This window comes from Denitratimonas tolerans, assembly GCF_037203605.1.
Taxonomy (GTDB): domain Bacteria; phylum Pseudomonadota; class Gammaproteobacteria; order Xanthomonadales; family Xanthomonadaceae; genus Denitratimonas; species Denitratimonas tolerans.
Map to the genome: position 1 here is coordinate 215936 of NZ_JBBDHC010000003.1, position 18495 is coordinate 234430.

Annotated in this window: 17 protein-coding genes and 2 tRNA genes; 8 read left to right on the top strand and 11 right to left on the bottom strand. The window is 67.3% G+C overall.

Going from position 1 to position 18495, the window contains the following annotated elements:
* Positions 1 to 2 precede the first annotated feature (2 nt).
* The 7 genes from hisG to WB794_RS03595 all read right to left on the bottom strand — a co-directional run bounded on the left by hisG (position 3) and on the right by WB794_RS03595 (position 8482).
* On the bottom strand, positions 3 to 902 hold the full coding sequence (gene hisG, locus WB794_RS03565; protein WP_337334468.1) for an ATP phosphoribosyltransferase: 900 nt from the start codon (positions 900 to 902) through the stop codon (positions 3 to 5).
* A gap of 28 nt (positions 903 to 930) precedes the next feature.
* Positions 931 to 1275, bottom strand: a complete 345-nt coding sequence (locus tag WB794_RS03570) for a YerC/YecD family TrpR-related protein (RefSeq protein ID WP_337334469.1) — start codon at positions 1273 to 1275, stop codon at positions 931 to 933.
* Between the two features lie 132 nt (positions 1276 to 1407).
* On the bottom strand, positions 1408 to 4026 hold the full coding sequence (gene glnD, locus WB794_RS03575) for a [protein-PII] uridylyltransferase (RefSeq protein WP_337334470.1): 2619 nt from the start codon (positions 4024 to 4026) through the stop codon (positions 1408 to 1410).
* 94 nt (positions 4027 to 4120) lie between these two features.
* A complete protein-coding gene (locus WB794_RS03580) occupies positions 4121 to 5311 on the bottom strand; it encodes a class I SAM-dependent methyltransferase (RefSeq protein WP_337334471.1) in 1191 nt (396 codons plus the stop codon).
* On the bottom strand, positions 5308 to 6102 hold the full coding sequence (gene map / locus WB794_RS03585) for a type I methionyl aminopeptidase (protein WP_337334472.1): 795 nt from the start codon (positions 6100 to 6102) through the stop codon (positions 5308 to 5310). The genes WB794_RS03580 and map overlap by 4 nt, the downstream gene beginning before the upstream one ends.
* 47 nt (positions 6103 to 6149) lie before the next feature.
* A complete protein-coding gene (locus tag WB794_RS03590; protein ID WP_337334473.1) occupies positions 6150 to 8000 on the bottom strand; it encodes an ABC transporter ATP-binding protein in 1851 nt (616 codons plus the stop codon).
* Complete coding sequence (locus WB794_RS03595; protein WP_337334474.1) at positions 7997 to 8482, bottom strand: TerB family tellurite resistance protein; 486 nt, start codon at positions 8480 to 8482, stop codon at positions 7997 to 7999. The genes WB794_RS03590 and WB794_RS03595 overlap by 4 nt, the downstream gene beginning before the upstream one ends.
* Positions 8483 to 8610: 128 nt before the next feature.
* On the opposite strand from WB794_RS03595, the gene WB794_RS03600 reads away from it, so the two are divergent.
* Together WB794_RS03600 and WB794_RS03605 are read left to right on the top strand one after the other, a co-directional pair.
* On the top strand, positions 8611 to 10128 hold the full coding sequence (locus tag WB794_RS03600; RefSeq protein WP_337334475.1) for a fumarate hydratase: 1518 nt from the start codon (positions 8611 to 8613) through the stop codon (positions 10126 to 10128).
* A 112-nt stretch (positions 10129 to 10240) separates the two neighbouring features.
* Positions 10241 to 10642, top strand: a complete 402-nt coding sequence (locus tag WB794_RS03605) for a hypothetical protein (RefSeq protein WP_337334476.1) — start codon at positions 10241 to 10243, stop codon at positions 10640 to 10642.
* Positions 10643 to 10666: 24 nt separating this feature from the next.
* Here the strand turns inward: WB794_RS03605 and WB794_RS03610 are convergent, their stop codons facing one another.
* The gene (locus tag WB794_RS03610) at positions 10667 to 11140 is read right to left on the bottom strand and encodes an Lrp/AsnC family transcriptional regulator (protein ID WP_337334477.1); all 474 of its coding nucleotides are present in this window, start codon (positions 11138 to 11140) and stop codon (positions 10667 to 10669) included.
* A 96-nt stretch (positions 11141 to 11236) separates the two neighbouring features.
* Here WB794_RS03610 and WB794_RS03615 point away from each other — a divergent pair, with 96 nt between their 5' ends.
* Together WB794_RS03615 and WB794_RS03620 are read left to right on the top strand one after the other, a co-directional pair.
* The gene (locus WB794_RS03615) at positions 11237 to 12403 is read left to right on the top strand and encodes a trans-sulfuration enzyme family protein (RefSeq protein WP_337334478.1); all 1167 of its coding nucleotides are present in this window, start codon (positions 11237 to 11239) and stop codon (positions 12401 to 12403) included.
* A gap of 13 nt (positions 12404 to 12416) precedes the next feature.
* Complete coding sequence (locus tag WB794_RS03620; RefSeq protein WP_337334479.1) at positions 12417 to 12857, top strand: GNAT family N-acetyltransferase; 441 nt, start codon at positions 12417 to 12419, stop codon at positions 12855 to 12857.
* An 84-nt stretch (positions 12858 to 12941) separates the two neighbouring features.
* Here the strand turns inward: WB794_RS03620 and ppsA are convergent, their stop codons facing one another.
* Entirely contained in the window at positions 12942 to 15317 is a 2376-nt protein-coding gene (ppsA, locus tag WB794_RS03625; protein WP_337334480.1) for a phosphoenolpyruvate synthase, read from the bottom strand.
* Positions 15318 to 15504: 187 nt separating this feature from the next.
* Between ppsA and ppsR the strand changes: the two genes are divergently transcribed.
* The 4 genes from ppsR to WB794_RS03645 all read left to right on the top strand — a co-directional run bounded on the left by ppsR (position 15505) and on the right by WB794_RS03645 (position 17136).
* The gene (gene ppsR, locus WB794_RS03630) at positions 15505 to 16326 is read left to right on the top strand and encodes a posphoenolpyruvate synthetase regulatory kinase/phosphorylase PpsR (protein ID WP_337334481.1); all 822 of its coding nucleotides are present in this window, start codon (positions 15505 to 15507) and stop codon (positions 16324 to 16326) included.
* A gap of 6 nt (positions 16327 to 16332) precedes the next feature.
* Complete coding sequence (locus tag WB794_RS03635) at positions 16333 to 16851, top strand: DUF1249 domain-containing protein (RefSeq protein WP_337334482.1); 519 nt, start codon at positions 16333 to 16335, stop codon at positions 16849 to 16851.
* Between the two features lie 124 nt (positions 16852 to 16975).
* A tRNA-Ala gene (locus WB794_RS03640) sits at positions 16976 to 17051 on the top strand.
* A gap of 9 nt (positions 17052 to 17060) precedes the next feature.
* Positions 17061 to 17136 (top strand) — tRNA-Glu (locus WB794_RS03645).
* A 525-nt stretch (positions 17137 to 17661) separates the two neighbouring features.
* On the opposite strand, the gene WB794_RS03650 is transcribed toward WB794_RS03645, so the two are convergent.
* Both WB794_RS03650 and WB794_RS03655 read right to left on the bottom strand, forming a co-directional pair.
* Complete coding sequence (locus WB794_RS03650; protein WP_132000218.1) at positions 17662 to 17979, bottom strand: helix-turn-helix domain-containing protein; 318 nt, start codon at positions 17977 to 17979, stop codon at positions 17662 to 17664.
* Positions 17976 to 18347, bottom strand: coding sequence for a type II toxin-antitoxin system RelE/ParE family toxin (locus tag WB794_RS03655; RefSeq protein ID WP_337334483.1), 372 nt, complete (start codon positions 18345 to 18347; stop codon positions 17976 to 17978). Before WB794_RS03655 ends, WB794_RS03650 begins: the two co-directional genes overlap by 4 nt.
* Between the last annotated feature and the right edge of the window lie 148 nt (positions 18348 to 18495).

The following is an 18495-nucleotide window of genomic DNA, read 5'->3' on the forward strand; positions in this document are numbered from 1 at the left end:
CGTCAGGCCAGCATCTGTTCGACCGGAAGGACCAGCATCGCGCGCGCGCCGGCGCGCTTGAGGTCCTCCAGATGTTGCCAGGTGATTTCGCCATCGCAGACCGCCTGCAGGGCCACGGCATCGGCGCGGCCTTCCAGCGCACTGAGCGTGGGCAGTGCGCCGCCGGGCAGGAGGGCGGTGACGGCGGGCAGCACCTCGCGATCGGCCTGCAGCAGCAGCAGCCGCGCATCGCGCACCTTGAGCACGCCGTCCAGGCGCCGCAGCAGGAGGTCGGCCAGGGCGATACGCTCGTCCACGAACGCGGTGGAAGGGCCGACCAGCACCGCCTCGCTCTCGAAAATCACCGCCACCTCGCGCAGCTGGTTGGCGGCCAGCGTGGCGCCGGACGACACCAGGTCGCAGATCGCCTCGGCCTTGCCCAGGCGCGGCGCGATCTCGACCGAACCCGACAGCGTGACGACCTCGGCCTCGACGCCGTTCTTCTCCAGCCAGTCGGCCAAGAGGTTCGGGTAGGACGTTGCGATGCGCAGCCCGGCCAGCGTTTGCGGACCGTTCCACGCCTGCTCCTGCGGCAGCGCGATGGATAGCCGGCACTGGCCGAAACCCAGCGCGCGCAGTTCGGCAAAGGCCGGCACGCGGCCGGCGCGAAGTTCGCCGAGGCGCAGCTCCTCCAGCACGTTGCGACCGACGAAACCCAGGTCGCAGGTGCCCTCGGCGATGAGGCCGGGAATGTCGTCGTCGCGCACCAGCAAAAGGTCGATGGGCAGGGTTTCGCCGAAGCAGAACAGGCGGTCGCGGCTTTCGCGGAAGGAAAGCCCGGAGCGCGTCAGCAGTTCGCGGCCCGGCTGCGAAAGGCGGCCGGATTTCTGCGTCGCGATACGCAGTCGGTCACGTGGTTTCATGGGGGAATCCGAAAAGGAGAAGCGGGATTCAGGCGGTGCGGGCGGTGCGGGCGAAGCCTGGATGTCGATGCAGGCCCAGCGCCTCGGCGGCATGCAGGTAGCCGCCCGCGCCGTGGGTAAGGCTGCGCGCCACCCTTCCCACCGTGGTCACGCTGACCCCGGTGCGCTCGTGGATTTCGCGGTAGGGCACCCCTTCCAGCAGCGGTGCCACCACCTGCCAGCGGTCCGCCATCGCCTCGATCTCGGCCGGCGTGCACAGATCGGTGAGCAGCGCCCGCATCTGGCTGCGGTCCTGCATCGCCAGCAGCGCATCGGCGAGGCGATCGAGCGCGGCGCGGCGTTCGCGGGGAGAGCGGGCGGGAGGACGTTTCACGGAATCGATTGAGCCAATGTAATAGCGCGTTGTTACATTAAAGCACGGAACGATCGCGCCGACAAGCTCCCTGCTCGCCTCGGGTCGCGTGGTGACACCCAGTGAACGCACCGGCCCGGCGGGCGGGCAGTCTCAGGCCAGCTCGACGCACTCGCGCAGCGCAGCGTCCAGCGCCGCGCACTGCGCGGCGCCGAGCGGCCGGTTGCCGGCGTCGCTCAGCTCGAAAAAATCCTCCACGCGCTCGCCGAAGGTGGCGATGCGCGCGTCGTGCACGCGGATGCGGTGGGCGTGGAGGATCGCGGCCACCTGCGCCAGCAGGCCGGAGCGGTCGTTGCAGACCAGGGTGAGCTGGGTGCGCCCGCCCGTTTCCGAAAACTCGATCTGGACCGGCACGCGGAAGTGCCGCAGCCGGCGCGGCAGCGCGCGCCGCGCCGGCGGCCGGCCCGGGCCGGGAACGCGCAGGCTTTCACGCAGGGTCCGGGCCACCGCGGCGGCCCGCTGCGGCGCGGCCATGCCCTCGAACGCGGCGTCGGTTTCCAGCACCTGGAAGGTGTCGAGGGTCATGCCGCCGAGCGAAGTGACGATGCGCGCGTCGACGATGGAAAGCCCGAGCCGGTCGAGCGTGGCCGCGGCGCTGGCGAACAGGCCGTCGCGATCGGGCGAATACACGAAAACCTCCAGCGCCCCGGCGCGCGCGTGCGGGCGCACGAGGACCACGGGCAACCCTCCACGCCCGGCTTCGACGATGCCGTGCGCCTGCCAGGCGATCTGCTCGGGTCGATAGCGCAGGAAGCTGTCGTCGGGGAAGTCCGCCCACAGCGCGTCGATCGCGGCCTCGTCCAGCCCCTCGTCCAGAAGGCGCGAACGCGCCGCCTCGCGCACCTCCGCAACGCGCTCGGCGATGTGTGCGCGCTGCGCCAGCCCGCGCCGCAGCGCGAATCGCGTGGCCGCGTGCAGGTCGGCCATCAGCCGGTCCTTCCAGGTGTTCCACAGCTTCGGGCTGGTGCCGGCGATGTCGGCCACGGTAAGCAGGTAGAGGTAATCCAGGCGCTCGCGCTCGCCCACTTCGCGCGCAAACGCGGCCACCACGTCGGGATCGGAAATATCCTTGCGCTGGGCCGTGGTCGACATGATCAGGTGCTGGCGCACCAGCCAGGCCACGAGGTCGGTATCGGAAGAAGAGAGCCCGTGCGCCTCGCAGAACGCCCGGGCATCCGCCTCGCCCAGTTCGGAGTGGTCGCCGCCGCGGCCCTTGGCGATGTCATGGAACAGCCCGGCCAGCACCAGCAGCTCGGGCTTGCGAAGCTGCTGCCACAGCTCGTGCCCCAGCGCGAAGCGCTCGATGGACTCGGGGCGCGAAAACCCTTCGATGTTGCGCAGCACCGCCAGCGTGTGCTCGTCCACGGTGTAGGCATGGAACAGGTCGTACTGCATGCGCCCGGTCACGCGGCCGAAGGCCGGCAGATAGCGGCCCAGCACGCCGAGGCGCGCCATGCGTTCGAGCGTGGGCACCGCATGGCGATCGCGCACCAGGCCGAGGAACAGCGCCCTCACCTCTTCGCTGGCGCGGAACGCATCGTCGATGCACTCCAGCGACTCGCCCAGCGCGCGCGCCGTGGCCGAGTGCAGGGTGGCAAGTTCGGGATACCGCTGCCAGACGCGGAACAGGCGCAGGATGGTGATCGGCCGGCGCTGCAGCAGGGCGGCATCGCGCAGCGCCAGGCTCTGGCCGATGCGCACGAAATCGGCGTCGATGCCCACCGGCGCTTCGGTCTCGCGCAGGCTCTCGTCGAAGCGCTGCAGCAGCCGGTCGCCCAGGCGGGTGACCAGGGCGGCGCTGCGGAAGAAGCCCTGCATCATCTGCTCCACCGCGAGGTTTTCGCTGTGTTCGTCGTGCAGGCCCAGGCGCGAGGCCAGGATCTTCTGGTAGTCGAACAGCAGGCGCTCCTCGCGCCTTCCCGAAACCAGGTGCAGCCCGTAGCGCAGCCGCGACAGCGCGCGGCGGTGGGTGTCGAGCACGCGGAACTCGTCCGCCCCCAGCACGCCCAGAGGCACCAGGTCCTCCAGCCCGCGCACGCCGAACAGGCGCTTGGCCAGCCAGCCCAGCGCGTGGATGTCGCGCAGCCCGCCCGGGCCGTCCTTGATGTTGGGTTCGAGGTTGTAGGCGGTGTCGTTGAAGCGCGCGTGGCGGCCGCGCCACTCCGCGCGCTTGGCTTCAAGGAAGGATTCGGCCGGCCAGAGGTCCGGCGCGCGCATCGCCACCAGAAGGCGCGTCAGCGCGGCGCTGTCGCCCACCAGAGGCCGCGCTTCCAGGATCGAGGTGGCGACGGTCACGTCGGCGCGCGCGGCTTCCGCGCACTGGGCCACGCTGCGCACCGCGTGACCGGGCGCAAGGCCGATATCCCACAGGAGGGCAAACCAGCGTTCGATCGCCTCGCGCTGGTCGCGCTGGCTTTCCGCCTCGGCCAGCACCAGGAGATCCACGTCCGAATAGGGGAACAGTTCGCCGCGCCCGTAGCCGCCGGTGGCCACCAGCGCCAGGCCCGGCGCACCCGCGAATCCGCGGGTCCAGGCGGATACCACGATGCGATCCACGGTCTTCGCGCGGCGCGCCAGCAGGCGATCCACGTCCTCCTCGCGATCGAACGCCTCGGCAAGGCGCCGCGCGCCGTCTTCCAGCGCACGCCGCGCGGCCTGCCTCCAGGCACCGGCATCGCCGTCGTCGGGAAGCTCCGGCTCCGGCGCGCTCACGCGTCGCCGCCTCCGCAGGGCGCTCCAGCCAGAAGCGCAAAGTAGCCATCAGAGGCAACACGCCGGACCGGACATGTCGGAATGTGTGCGGTCATCAGACGACGCCTACGTAGACCACGTGTGTGTAGGCACCCGATTCGGCGGTGACAGCTAACCTCGATCCGGCCGATACGGGACGATCGGATTCGTACCGCCACCCGCAATCACGCGATACGCCGGCGCCAATGGCGTCCACCACATCGCCCCTCTCGATATCCGGCTCAATCAGGAACTCAAAGTCATCGATCCAGACTCGCACACCCTTGAGCGGAAAATTCTTGTCGAGGGACAGCGCCCAGCCTTCAAGCATGAGTCTTCCCGCCTCATCCACGCTCTTGATATCCAGCCAACCCCATGTCCCACGAGTCAGGCTGCGGCCGAGCGAATGCAGATCGATGACCTGCGATCTGCTGGAAAGATACAGATCCTGCTCGTGCGCCAGACAGCGCTCAAGACAGACCGTTCGGACCCTCGTGTCGAGTCTCGCAACCATCCTTTCGACATGATCGCGAGTCACATGCGTGGTTCCGTAGTGCTCGGAGCTGAGCGGCGTCAATTCGCTTGTACCAGCGTATTCAAGCCCTTCGCCGGTCGTCGCCGCCGCATCGGCCATCGGCTTGGTGCTGAAGCACAGGATGCCTCGCGGGGAAAGCATGGACAGCAGCTTCGCCAGCCAGGGCTCGAATAGCGCGCCGGGCAGGTGGGAAAACAGGGACGCGACCCAGATCAGGTCGAAGGTTTCCTCGCAGTGAAAGTCCGCCGGATGGATCGCGGACTTCATCACCGGCACGCCCAACCGTCGGCTTATGAAATCAAGCGCGTCTTCCTGGATTTCCGATGCGTGAAGATCGATGTCGCTCCGGTTCAATACGGCAAACCTCAGGGCACGCCCATGTCCGCAGGCAAAATCAAGAACCCGGAGCTTCTCTTCCCCGGTCTTGATCGCCTTTATCAACTGACTCATCAGCGCATGCTGCTGAATGCCAATGGAGTAATACTGGGCAAGAGCGGCACCGGGATCCTTATGCTCGAGGAGTGAGTGCAGGAACATCTGGTCGTTCTCGTCGACTTCCGTATTGACTGCCGTCCGGGAGCCTTCTGGCAGCCCTGCACAGTGATATGCGGCATGGGAGACAAGATTAACCAGGTCACTGCTTGCAAAGAGCGCGCGTGCCCTGTCAAACAATTCCTCAGCGGACTCGGTACTCACCTGCTTCCCAACCGCTTGTTCACTGTTCGCGCTCATGCGTCGTTGTCGTCGCCGGGGATGCGGGTGAGGATTTCGAAGCCGTCGTCGGTGACCGCGACGGTGTGTTCCCACTGGGCCGAGAGCGAGCGGTCCTTGGTGACCACGGTCCAGCCGTCCGGCAGGAGGCGCGAGTGGCGCGCGCCGGCGTTGATCATCGGCTCGATGGTGAACACCATGCCCTTCTTCAGCACCGGCCCGGTGCCGGCCTGGCCGTAATGCAGCACCTGGGGCTCGTCGTGGTAGACCTGCCCGATGCCGTGGCCGCAGTACTCGCGCACGACCGAGAAGCGCTCGGATTCGGCGTAGCTCTGGATCGCGTGGCCGATATCGCCCAGGTGCGCGCCCGGGCGCACCGCGCGGATGCCGCGGAACATGGCCTCGCGGGTCACGTCCACCAGGCGCTGGGCCAGCACCGAGGGTTTGCCGACGATGTACATGCGGCTGGTGTCGCCGTGCCAGCCGTCCTTGATGACGGTCACGTCGATGTTGAGGATGTCGCCGTCCTTGAGCAGCTTGCCTTCGCTCGGGATGCCGTGGCAGATCACGTTGTTGATCGAGGTGCAGGTGGCCGCCGGGAACGGGATGCGCCCGTGCCCGCCGCCGTAGCCGATGTTGGCCGGGATCGCCTTCTGCACGTTGACGATGTGGTCGTGGCAGATGCGGTCCAGCTCGGCGGTGCTGACGCCGGCCTTCACGTGGGGTTCGACCACGCGCAGCACTTCGGCCGCCAGGCGACCGGCCACGCGCATCTTTTCGATGTCCGCGGAGGATTTGATGGGAATGCTCATCAATCAATTATCGCGCAGCGGCCCGCGTCGGGCCAGCGCCGCGGGTGTCAGCGATAGCCTTCGGCCTGCAGGCTGAAGAGTTCGGCGTAGAGGCCACCGGCCGCCAGCAGCGATGCGTGATCGCCCTCCTCGATCACCGCCCCGTGCCGCAGCACGAGGATGCGATCGGCCATGCGTACGGTGGAAAAGCGGTGGGAAATCAGCACCGTGGTGCGCCCTTCCGAGAGCTCGCGGAAGCGCTGGAACACCTCGAACTCCGCGCGCGCGTCGAGCGCGGCGGTGGGTTCGTCCAGGATCATCACCTGGGCCTGGCGCATGTAGGCGCGCGCGATGGCGAGCTTCTGCCATTCGCCGCCGGAAAGCTCCACGCCGCTGCCGAAGCGCTTGCCCAGCATCTGGTCGTAGCCGCCGGGAAGCTTCGCGATCACCGCGTCGGCCAGCGAGCGGCGCGCGGCCTCCTCGATGCGCGCGCGGTCGTCCCGCGCCTCGATCCGGCCCACGGCGATGTTGTCGGCGGCGCTGAGGTGATAGCGCACGAAGTCCTGGAAGATCACCCCGATATGCGCGCGCAACTCGTCCAGGTCGTAGTCGCGAAGATCCACGCCGTCGAGCAGGATGCGGCCCTCGTCCGGGTCGTAGAGGCGCGCCAGCAGCTTGACCAGGGTGGTCTTGCCGGCACCGTTCTCGCCCACCAGCGCAATCGATTCGCCCGCGCCGATTTCAAGCGACAGCCCGCGCACCGCCCAGCGCTCGGCACCGGGATAGCGGAAGCCCACGTCTTCGAACACGAAGCCTTCGCGGATCGGCTGCGGCATCGCGCGCGCGCCGGGGCGCGAGAGGATTTCCGGGCGGATGTCGAAAAACGAGTACAGGTCGTCGAGGAACAGCGCCTGGTTGGCGACCTGCGAAAAGCCGCTCAGCAGCCCTTCGAGCAGCGAACGCAGGCGCAGGAAGGAACCCGCCAGGAAAGTCAGGTCGCCCACGGTGAAATCGCCGCGCACGGTGCGCCAGGTCAGGTAGCCGTAGGCGGCGTAGTAGCCGCCCGTGCCCAGCAGCGAGAGCGCGCCGCCCCACAGCGCGCGGCGCGCGGCCAGGGCGCGATTGGCGCGATGGAAGGTGTCGGCCAGATGCCGGTAGCGCGCGATCAGGAAGGGGGCCAGCGCGAAGATCTTCACCTCCTTGGCGGTTTCCACGCTGGCACCGGTCTGGCGCACGTAATCGAGCTCGCGCCGCTCGGGGGTCCAGTGGAAATTGAGCGCGTAGCCCTGCGCGTTGAAATGCATCTCGCCCAGGAACGCGGGCAGCAGCGCGACCAGGATCAGCCCGATCAGCCAGGGCGCGTAGGCGACAAGGCCAATACCGAAGGCGATCACGGTGACGGCATCCTGGGCCTGACCGAAGAGCTGGCCCAGCAGCGGGCTGCGGCCCATGGTCTGGCGGCGCGCGCGCTCCAGACGATCCTGCAGGTCGGCGTCCTCGAAGTCCTCCAGATCCAGCGTCGCGGCGTGCTCCATCAGCCGCACGCTGGCGAGGTTGGCGTAGCGTTCGGACAGCACCGCATCGACGAAGCCCACGGCGCGGCCGAGCAGGTCCGAGGCCAGCGCCAGGGCGAACTCCGTGACCAGCAGCAGCGCCAGATGATCCAGCGCGCCGCGGCTCCACGCTTGCCGCAGTCCATCGTGGAACTCCCCGCCGCCAAGCCCGATCACCTCGTCGATGATGAGCTTGGCGACGTAGAGCATGGCCACCGGCAGCACCGCGCGCGCGAGGCGCAGCACCACCGTGGCCAGCGTCAGCGGCGCGCTGGTTTCCCAGACCTGACGCAGGAACGGCCCCAGGTTGCGCAGCGCCGAGACGCGCTGGCGCAGGGATTGGCGCTCTGCGGCCGCGGGCTTCAACGCGCGCCGACTTCCGCCAGGCGCAGCCGCACCGTTTCACCGCTGAAGCCCAGCGCCGCGCCGACTTCCTCCAGCGTGGCGCGCTCGCGCGGAAAGAGGCGGCCGTCGGCCATGGCCACACCCACCAGGACATCCAGCCAGTGCAGCAGTTCGCTGGAACCGGCCGGGTAAAGCTCCTGGATGCGGCGCGCCTCGTGTGTCAGGTCGATCTGGCGCAGCCGCCCGCGCTCGAAGGCCGCATTGGCCAGCGCCAGGCCGCCGCTGGGAAGGTCCATGTCCTTCATCACCGAATTGACGAATTCGGCCTCGTGGCTGGTCACGATGCTGTCGGCCTTGGCCACGTAGCCGATCAGCCCGAACAGCACCTCGACCGGCAGTTCGCGCTCCTTGGGCAGCTTGCCGCCGGTGAACAGTTCACCCACCGCGCTGCGCAGGTCGCGCAGGATGCCGGTGAAGCCGGCACCGGATTCCTCGGAAGCCATATTGCGTTCTCCATGGTCTGGGGCAGGCCTTGCGCGCCGATCCGGCCTGCCTTGCACGAAAGCGGGGTGCCCCGGCGCTCGCCGCCATCGTAAACTCCCCGGCCCCAAAAGCCACCACTCCGGCAGCCGTGACCTCCATCAAGCAGGAAGACCTGATCCAGTCCGTGGCCGACGCGCTGCAGTACATCAGCTACTACCACCCCGTCGACTTCATCAAATCCGTCACCGCCGCCTGGGAGCGCGAGGAATCGCCGGCGGCCAAGGACGCGATGGCGCAAATCCTGATCAACTCGCGCATGTGCGCCGAAGGCCACCGCCCGATCTGTCAGGACACCGGCATCGTCACGGTGTTCCTGGAAGTGGGCATGGACGTGCGCTGGGAGGGCTTCACCGGTTCGCTGGAGGATGCGGTGAACGAAGGTGTGCGCCGCGCCTACCTCGATCCGGACAACAGGCTTCGCGCCAGCGTGCTGGCCGATCCGGCCGGCAAGCGCATCAACACGAAAGACAACACGCCCTGCGTCATCAACGTCAAGATCGTCGCCGGCGACAAACTCGACGTGATCGTGGCAGCCAAGGGCGGCGGCTCCGAGGCCAAGTCCAAGTTCGCCATGCTCAATCCCTCCGACTCCATCGTCGACTGGGTGCTCAAGACCGTGCCGACGATGGGCGCGGGCTGGTGCCCGCCGGGGATGCTGGGCATCGGCATCGGCGGCACCGCCGAGAAGGCGATGCTGCTGGCCAAGGAATCGCTGATGGAGGAAATCGACATCCAGGAGCTGATCGCGCGCGGGCCGCAGAATCGTATCGAGGAAATGCGCATCGAGCTGTTCGAGAAAGTCAACGCGCTGGGCATCGGCGCGCAGGGCCTGGGCGGGCTGACCACGGTGCTGGACGTCAAGATCAAGGACTTCCCGACCCATGCCGCCAACCTGCCGGTGGCGCTGATCCCCAACTGCGCGGCCACCCGCCACGCCCATTTCACCCTGGACGGCAGCGGCCCGGTGGCGCTCGATCCGCCCTCGCTGGAAGACTGGCCCACGCTCACCTACAGCCCGCAGAACGCGCGCCGGGTGAATCTGGACACGATCACCCGCGAGGAAGTGCAGACCTTCAAGCCGGGCGAGGTGCTGCTGCTCAACGGCAGGATGCTCACCGGCCGCGACGCCGCGCACAAGCGCATGGTGGACATGCTCAACCGCGGCGAACCGCTGCCGGTCGATCTGGCGGGCCGCTTCATCTACTACGTCGGCCCGGTCGATCCGGTGCGCGATGAGGTCGTCGGCCCGGCCGGCCCCACCACCGCCACCCGCATGGACAAGTTCACCGAGCAGGTGCTGGCGCAAACCGGCCTGCTGGGCATGATCGGCAAGGCCGAGCGCGGCCCGTTGGCGCTGGAAGCTATCCGCAGGCACCGCTCGGTCTACCTGATGGCGGTGGGTGGCGCGGCCTACCTGGTCTCCAAGGCGATCCGCGCAGCCCGCGTGGCGGGCTTCGAGGACTTGGGCATGGAGGCCATTTACGAGTTTGAAGTCAAGGACATGCCGGTCACTGTTGCAGTGGATTCTCAGGGCACGTCGGTGCACGAGACCGGCCCGCGCGAATGGCAGGCGCGGATCGCGGGGATTCCGCTGAAGATCCTGTGACGGGGTTCTCAGTCGTACCCTGTTTGGGGCATAGTGCGGCCATGAACGGACGTCGGCGGCGCTGCCGCGATGACGCCCATGCTCACTCCACACCTGCCGTGACCGCCCGCCCTTGAGCTCCAGACACGTTTACCTCGGAAATGGTTTCGAGATCCATTTCAGCTTCGTGTCGGGCGTCCTGCGCGCGCAGGTGGAAGGCCCGCACGACAGCTTCGATGTCTCCATCGCCTACTGGAAGGCCATCGTCCAAGAACGGCTTCGCCTCGACGCCACGCGGATCCTGGTGGTCGAGAACCTCGCCGACAGCACGCACGCGGACGTGACCCTGAGCATGGCCGACGAACTCCTGAAGCTCGATCTCGCCGGCTGTCGGGTGGCATTCGTGGATCGCGGCGTGGACAACCGCTCGGTGCAGGAGCTCATCGCCATGCGCGCACGCGACCAGGGCATCATCGCGACGGTATTCGGCGACGAGGGCCAAGCGATCAACTGGCTGCGGCACGGCATCGACTGAAGCGCGATCGCGCGGCGGGGTCGCTCACTCCGCCTCACCCGGCGCACCGGGCGGCAGATCCACGTTGCGCCGGAACTCGAAAATCAGCCGCGTCTCGATGTGCGCCACTTCCTCGCGCTCGGTGAACGCGCTCAAGGTGAAGCTGCGCAGGTGTTCGCTGTCGCGCACGCCCACGTGCGCGAGGAAATCATCGGCACCGGCAACGTGGTAGCAGGCCATCACCTCGGGCAGCGACAGCAGGTGCCGGTGGAAACCGTCCACCAGCGCGCGCGAATGCCGCGCCAGACGTACCGACACCATCGCCTGCAGCCCTACGCCGATGGCCTCGGGCGCGATCTCGGCGTGGTAGCCCAGCAGTACCTTCTCCTCGCGCATCCTGCGCACGCGCTCCAGCGCGGTGGAGGGCGCGATGCCGACCCGTTCGGCCAGATCCTTGTTGGGCAGCCGCGCATTCTTCCGCAGCAGGCGCAAAAGCGCGTAGTCGATTCGATCGAGCATGGTCCGATGGGCCGATAAGGAAATATCCTGCGGCACGGTGTCCCTGCGCCGAATGACGTTCTAGCATATCCGGCAAATACCGCCAGGGAGTTCGCCATGCCCCGCTTCCAGACCACCGCCGTCCACGCCGGCCGCGACGACTTCAACCGCCTGTGCGTGCACGCGCCGCCGATCGATCTCTCCACCACCTATCCGATTCCGGACCTGGATACCGGCAGCGCCAGCTTCGACGCGCTGATCGCCGGCGAACCCAGCGCCGCCAACCCGATCTACGCCCGGCTGCACAATCCCACGGTGGCGCGCACCGAAAGTGCCATCGCGGCGCTGGAAGGCACGCAGGCCTGCGTGGCCTACGCCTCGGGCATGGCCGCGCTTGCCGCGGTACTGATGGCGCGCAGCCGGCACGGCCGCCACGTGCTCGTGGTGCGGCCGCTGTACGGCACCTCCGATCACCTCCTGGGCAGCGGCCTGTGCGGCGTGGAAGCCGAATTCATCACCGACGCCGGCCAGGTCGCCGCGCGCCTGCGCCCCGACACCGCCCTGGTCGTCATCGAAACCCCGTCCAACCCGACTCTCGACCTCATCGACATCCGCGCCACGGTCGAAGCCGCCGGTGCGGTGCCGGTGCTGGTGGATTCCACCTTCGCGACCCCGGTACTGCAGCGCCCGGCCGAACTGGGTGCCACCTACGTCTGGCACAGCGCCACCAAGTTCCTCGGCGGTCACGGCGACGTGATCGCCGGCGTGGTCTGCTGCGACCAGGCCCACGCCGCCGAATTGCGCACCCTGCGCGCCACCACCGGCGCGCTGCTGCATCCCCTCGCCGCCTACCTGCTGCACCGCGGCCTGCCCACACTCACGCTGCGGGTCGAGGCCGCGCAGGCCAATGCGCGGGAACTGGCGTCCCGCCTGGCCGCGCATCCGGCGGTGTCCAGGATGTTCTATCCCGGCCTGCCCGGCGCGCGCGGCGGCCACCTGGTCGGCACGCAGATGTCCGGCCCCGGCTCGCTGATGTCCTTCGACCTGCGCGGCGGCCACGACGCTGCGGCGCGCGCCATGGCGCGGGTCAAGGTGATGACCGCCGCCGTCAGCCTGGGTGCCACCGATACCCTGATCCAGCATCCGGCCGGCCTCACCCACCGCATGGTGCCCGAAGCCGCCCGCGCCGCCGCCGGCATCACTCCGGGCCTGCTGCGCCTGTCGGTCGGCATCGAGCACGTCGAAGACCTGTGGGAAGACCTCGCGCAGGCGCTGGCCGACTGAATCGGCGCGCGTCATGGCGCTTGCACTCGCGCTGCGGGCGGCAACGGACAGCGAACGCGGCTTTTGCGAAGCGCTCGGCCGCGCGAACATGGCACCCTATCTGGCCGCGCGCGGCATCGCGTGGGAGCCGGCGCGCTTCCAGGCGAGCTGGGAAGCTTTCGAAAACCTGGTCATCGAGGCCGACGGGCACATCGCCGGGATGCTGCGCCTGACACCCGAGGCCGACGCGCTGGGCCTGCGCGATCTCCAGATTCTGCCCGCGCTGCAGCGCCGCGGCATCGGCACCTGGGCGGTGCGGCAGGCGGCACGGCTGGCGGCGGCGCGCGGCTACCGTCACTTGCGGCTGCGGGTCTACGAGGAAAATCCGGCACAGGCGCTCTATCTGCGCCTCGGGTTCCGCCTCGATTGCATCGAAGCCGGCACGACACACCTCGTGTTGACGCTGGACGCCTGAAGCATCCGGCCACCCCCCACAGCGCAAACCGGAACGGGCACCCCGCCGTGCCCGTTCCGTCTCATGCAGCGCGCCTGCGCGACCTCAGCCCGCAGCCTTGAGCTTGGCCAGCCGCAGCCAGGTATCGACCACGGTGTCGGGATTGAGCGACACCGATTCGATGCCCTCATCCATCAGCCACTCGGCAAGGTCGGGATGATCGCTCGGGCCCTGGCCGCAGATGCCCACGTACTTGCCGCGGCGCTTGGCGGTCTGGATCGCCATCGAAAAGAGTTTCTTGACCGCCGGATCGCGCTCGTCGAAAAGGTGGGCGACGATGCCCGAATCACGGTCCAGGCCCAGGGTGAGCTGGGTCAGGTCGTTGGAACCGATCGAGAAGCCGTCGAAGATGTCGAGAAACTCGTCGGCCAGGAGCGCGTTCGACGGCAGCTCGCACATCATGATGACCTTGAGCCCGTTCTCGCCCTTCCTGAGGCCGTTGGCGGCGAGCGTCTCGACCACCGCCCTGCCCTCGCCCAGGGTGCGCACGAAGGGAATCATGACCCAGCAGTTGGTCAGGCCCATGTCCTCGCGCACCTTCTTCACCGCGCGGCATTCCAGCGCGAAGCAGTCGCGGAATTCCGGGTGCACGTAGCGGCTGGCACCGCGGAAGCCGATCATCGGGTTTTCCTCGTGCGGCTCGTACTGCCTGCCGGCCACGAGGTTGGCGTATTCGTTGGACTTGAAGTCCGACAGCCGCACGATCACCGGGTTGGGTGCAAAGGCTGCCGTCAGGGTGGCGATGCCTTCGGCCAGGCGATCCACGTAGAACGACACCGGATCGGCATAGCCGGCGCTCATCTCGTCGATCTTCGCCTTGATCTCGGCCGGCTGTCTGTCGTACTCCAGCAGCGCGCGCGGGTGGATGCCGATCTGGCGCGCGATGATGAACTCCAGCCGCGCCAAACCGATGCCCTGGTTGGGCAGCTGGGAAAAATCGAAGGCGCGCTCGGGGTTGCCGACGTTCATCATGATCTTGAGCGGTGCCGGCGGCATGTTTTCAAGATCCGCCGTGGCCACTTCGAACTCCAGCCTGCCGGCGTAGATGTGGCCGGTGTCGCCTTCGGCACAGGACACCGTCACCTCGGCACCGTCGGGAATGGTGCTCATGGCGTCACCGCAGCCCACCACCGCCGGCACGCCCAGCTCGCGCGCGATGATCGCGGCGTGGCAGGTGCGCCCGCCGCGGTTGGTGACGATCGCGGCGGCGCGTTTCATGATCGGCTCCCAGTCGGGGTCGGTCATGTCGGCCACCAGCACGTCGCCGGGCTGGAACTTCGCCATTTCATCGAGCGAGCGCACCACGCGCGCGGTGCCGGCACCGATCTTCTGGCCGATGGCGCGGCCCTGGGCCAGCACCTCGCTCTTGCCATTGAGGCTGTAGCGCTCGATCTGCGTGGCGCGGGCGCGCGACTTCACCGTTTCCGGGCGCGCCTGCACGATGAAGAGCTTGCCGCTGTGCCCATCCTTGGCCCACTCGATATCCATCGGGCGACCGTAGTGCTCCTCGATGATCAGCGACTGCCGCGCCAGATCCTCGACCTCGGCATCGGTGATGGAAAAACGACGGCGCAGCTCCAGCGGCGTGTCCTCCATCTTCACCCGCTCGCCCGCCGCATCGGAATGGACCATGCGGATCTGCTTGGTGCCGATCTGACGGCGCACCACGGCCTGTTTGCCGGCACGCAGCGTGGGCTTGTAGACGTAGAACTCGTCGGGATTGACCGCGCCCTGGACCACGGTCTCGCCCAGGCCATAGCTGGCGGTGACGAACACCACGTCGCGGAAACCCGATTCGGTGTCGAGCGTGAAGAGCACGCCCGACGCACCGATGTCCGAGCGCACCATCAGCTGCACGCCGGCGGACAGGAACACGTCCTCGTGCTTGAAACCGTGGTGCACGCGATAGGCGATGGCGCGGTCGTTGTAGAGGCTGGCGAAAACCTCCTTGACCTTGTGCACGACGTCGCCGGCACCGGTCACGTTGAGGTAGGTCTCCTGCTGGCCGGCGAAGCTCGCATCGGGCAGATCTTCCGCCGTGGCCGAGGAGCGCACCGCCACCGAGACTTCGCCGCCGCCGTTGTCGGCGCACAGCCTCGCGTAGGCGGCGCGGATGGCCGCATCCAGCGCCGGCTGCAGCGGCGCGTCGATCACCCAGCCGCGGATTTCCGCACCCGCCTTCATCAGCTCCGGCACATCCTCGACATCCAGCGCCGCCAGCCGCGCGTAGATGCGCTCGTGCAGGTGGTTGTGCGCGATGAACTCGCGGAAGGCATCCGCCGTCGTGGCAAATCCACCGGGCACCGAGACGCCCAGCCGCGCCAGATTGCCGATCATTTCGCCAAGGGAGGAGTTCTTGCCGCCCACCTGGGCAAGGTCGGTCAGGCGCAGGTCGTGCAGCCACAGGATGTGTGAAGTCACGCGTTGGCTCCGGAACGGACGGGTAAAGCGTCGGACCCGTTATTGTGCGGGGCACAACCTGGACTGACAAGGCTTGGCAACAGGCCCGGGCGCACCCATTCCGGGGCGGATGTGATACGCGTCCCGAACCGTCGAGGCGTACCGCCGCTCCCGATACACTGCCCCCATCCGCCTTCGAGGACCCCGCATGAGCGCGCAGCGCCCCGTCTTTTTCGTCTCCGATGGCACCGGCATCACCGCCGAAACCATCGGAACCAGCCTCCTGACCCAGTTCCCCGACGTGGCGTTCGCCACCCAGCGCCTGCCGTTCATCGATACCGAGTCCAAGGCGCGCCAGGCGGCGCAGCGCGTGCGCGAAACCGGCGAGCGCATCGGATTGCGCCCGATCATCGTCAACACCGTGGTGGACAGCGCCATCTCCGCCGCGCTCGCCGAAAGCGGGGCGCTGATGATGGATGTGTTCGCGCCCTTCATCCTGCCGCTGGAAACGGAGCTGGGTTCCATGCGCCGACCCTCGGTGGGGCGCGCCCACAGCATGACCGATTACGACAAGTACGAGACCCGCATCAACGCCACCAACTATGCGCTCAGCCACGACGATGGCGTGGCCCCGCACTACGAAGAGGCCGACGTGATCCTCGTGGGCGTTTCGCGCTCGGGCAAAACGCCAACCTGCCTGTACCTGGCGCTGCACTTCGGCGTCAGCGCCGCCAACTACCCGCTGACCGAGGAGGACCTCGAAGGCGGCGAGCTGCCGCGCCGCCTGCGGCTGCACCGCCACAAGCTCTTCGGCCTGACCATCGACCCCGTGCGCCTGCACCAGATCCGCCAGCAGCGCCGCCCGGACAGCCGTTATGCGAAGCTGGAAACCTGCCAGCGGGAAGTCCAGGCCGCCGAAGCCCTGTTCCGGCAGGAAAACCTGCCTTCGCTCAGCACCACCCACACCTCGATCGAGGAGATCGCGAGCAAGGTGATGTCCCACTTCAACATCGACCGACACCTCTTCTGACGCCGCATGACTTCGCTACGCGCCCCCACTCGCCCGACGACCTTCCCGCGCATCAGCCGCTTCGGCTACCTGATGGGGCTGTACGCGGAAAACTTCGCCCGGTTCGAGCGCCTGTTCCAGCCGCACGGCCTGCATCCACACTGGCGATCGAGCATCGACGATGGCCTGGACGTACACCTGCAGGTGCTCGAACGACACCGTTACACCACCCTGTTCCGGCTGTCCTACGCACTGCGCGATCCCGTGACCGGCGAGCCCGACCCATCGGCCTTCCTGCGGCTCTACCGCGACGCGCGCCTGGTGGAGGTCACGCACTGCTACGTGGGCAAGCGCTGGCAGGATGCGCTCGGCCTGTACCCGGAGCCGGCCACCCTGCTCGGCCATCGCCTGCGAATGAACACATTTCTCGGCAAGTGGCTGGACTACCTCGGCGAGCAGGGGCACTCGCCCTTCACGCTGCAACACGACACGGCACCCCGGACCCACGAGCGGCAAGGACCAGCCGAAGCGCCGGGTGAGGGCTGACCGCAACGGGCCGACACCGTGGCCCGGCCGGCTGATCGTTCGATCGACCAGCCCCGATCACCCCGATCAAAAGCCCTTGACGCACCCCTGATCGCCCTCTAGAATGGTCGTCTTTCCGGCATGTGGGGCTATAGCTCAGCTGGGAGAGCGCTACAATGGCATTGTAGAGGTCATCGGTTCGATCCCGATTAGCTCCACCACCTCCTTACGTCCCCATCGTCTAGAGGCCTAGGACACAACCCTTTCACGGTTGCGACCGGGGTTCGAATCCCCGTGGGGACGCCAATAAAAGCAATAACTTAGGGCTGCCGCAGGGTGGCCCATTTTTTTATCGGCAGGTTTCAGGCAACAATTTGCCGACGGTGCCGCAATTGCGCCTTCCCATACGCTGGAATGCCGGATTCGCGCGCGGCTGGAACATGCAGGCTCCGGCCGAGAAAGCCGCCGATTCCGCCGGGCATTGCCGCGGCCTGCCACCCGCAGCACGGGTGATCGTCACCAGCCAGCTGCCGCTCAAACTGTGGCACACCCGGTTTCAGAATCCGAGCAGCGCGAGAGATTCGGTCTCTGAGGCGAAAACGCCCCTCAGCTCAACATGCCCTTGAGTTCCTTGAGCATCAGGAACAGATGGTACGGATCGGTCGGGCCAGGCCCGAAATCCGCGCCAACACTGGCGGGAACGAGCAAAAAAAACCAACCGAGAACGGTTGGTTTTTTGAATAGTGGTGGCGGACGGACGCCGGTTCAATTCCGTCTCTGCTCACTTGAATAGCCATACAGCGGGCCTGAGCGGCAATGGGCGAGGTTGCCTCAAAGAACGGCCTCCAGCCCCTTGCGCTCGAGGATGTCCAGCAGCTTCTGCGACGGCCCACTGGGGCGCTTGTCGCCCACCTCCCACTTGCGGACGGTGGACGTACTGGTGTTCAGCACGCTGGCCAGCACAGCCTGACTCAGGTGCAATCGCTCGCGTAACGCCTTGACCTTCTCGGCGTCGTAGTCCTGCACCGGCTCCAGGCACAGGGCGTCGTATTTCTGCATCTTGCGTTTGTCGATGAATCCCAGGCGATGCAGATCGCCGGCCGTTTCGTGAACGGCTTCGAGGATGCGGCTCTTGGTCTTGGTGGTCATTGACAAATCTCCTGCAAAGCGCCGTCGGCAACGGCTTCATCCAGTTGCGGGCCTGTTCGAGCCAGCAGGTCGGCGGCGATGGTCTGCAAGCCTTCGAGTTCCTCGTCGCTGATGTTCGCCCGCTCGTTCTTCTCGAAGCCGTACACGAAGAACCAGCGGTTGCCCTTGTTGGTGGCGACCAGCGTGCGCACGCCGCCACGCTTGCCGCGTCCCGCCAAACCAACGCGCTTCTTCACCACGCTGCCGCCGAGGTCAGCGTCGATCAGGCCGGCTGCCATCTCCTGAACGGCCTTGCACAGGACGGCATCGGTGAGCTCCGTCTTGCGCATCCATCGTTGGAAATAGCGAGTTTTGAATACTCGCGTCATCGACGCGTATTGTGCCACCGAGTGGCATAGACTGTCTAGCCAAGACGAAGAGCTCGAATACGACCAGGATGTGAACCGCCCCGGGAATCCCGGAGACTCGTTGGTGTGAGTCACGCCGCCATGGCGAGCTCACGGGTCTGCTGATAGT

What these genes read in the sequence shown, in the direction of transcription:
- map (WP_337334472.1), bottom strand. Translation starts at nt 6,102, where the DNA reads ATGAGCATTCCCATCAAATCCTCCGCGGACATCGAAAAGATGCGCGTG.
- ppsR (WP_337334481.1), top strand. Translation starts at nt 15,505, where the DNA reads ATGAGCGCGCAGCGCCCCGTCTTTTTCGTCTCCGATGGCACCGGCATC.
- WB794_RS03620 (WP_337334479.1), top strand. Translation starts at nt 12,417, where the DNA reads ATGGCGCTTGCACTCGCGCTGCGGGCGGCAACGGACAGCGAACGCGGC.
- hisG (WP_337334468.1), bottom strand. Translation starts at nt 902, where the DNA reads ATGAAACCACGTGACCGACTGCGTATCGCGACGCAGAAATCCGGCCGC.
- WB794_RS03635 (WP_337334482.1), top strand. Translation starts at nt 16,333, where the DNA reads ATGACTTCGCTACGCGCCCCCACTCGCCCGACGACCTTCCCGCGCATC.
- WB794_RS03650 (WP_132000218.1), bottom strand. Translation starts at nt 17,979, where the DNA reads ATGACCACCAAGACCAAGAGCCGCATCCTCGAAGCCGTTCACGAAACG.
- WB794_RS03655 (WP_337334483.1), bottom strand. Translation starts at nt 18,347, where the DNA reads ATGACGCGAGTATTCAAAACTCGCTATTTCCAACGATGGATGCGCAAG.
- WB794_RS03615 (WP_337334478.1), top strand. Translation starts at nt 11,237, where the DNA reads ATGCCCCGCTTCCAGACCACCGCCGTCCACGCCGGCCGCGACGACTTC.
- WB794_RS03610 (WP_337334477.1), bottom strand. Translation starts at nt 11,140, where the DNA reads ATGCTCGATCGAATCGACTACGCGCTTTTGCGCCTGCTGCGGAAGAAT.
- WB794_RS03580 (WP_337334471.1), bottom strand. Translation starts at nt 5,311, where the DNA reads ATGAGCGCGAACAGTGAACAAGCGGTTGGGAAGCAGGTGAGTACCGAG.
- WB794_RS03595 (WP_337334474.1), bottom strand. Translation starts at nt 8,482, where the DNA reads ATGGCTTCCGAGGAATCCGGTGCCGGCTTCACCGGCATCCTGCGCGAC.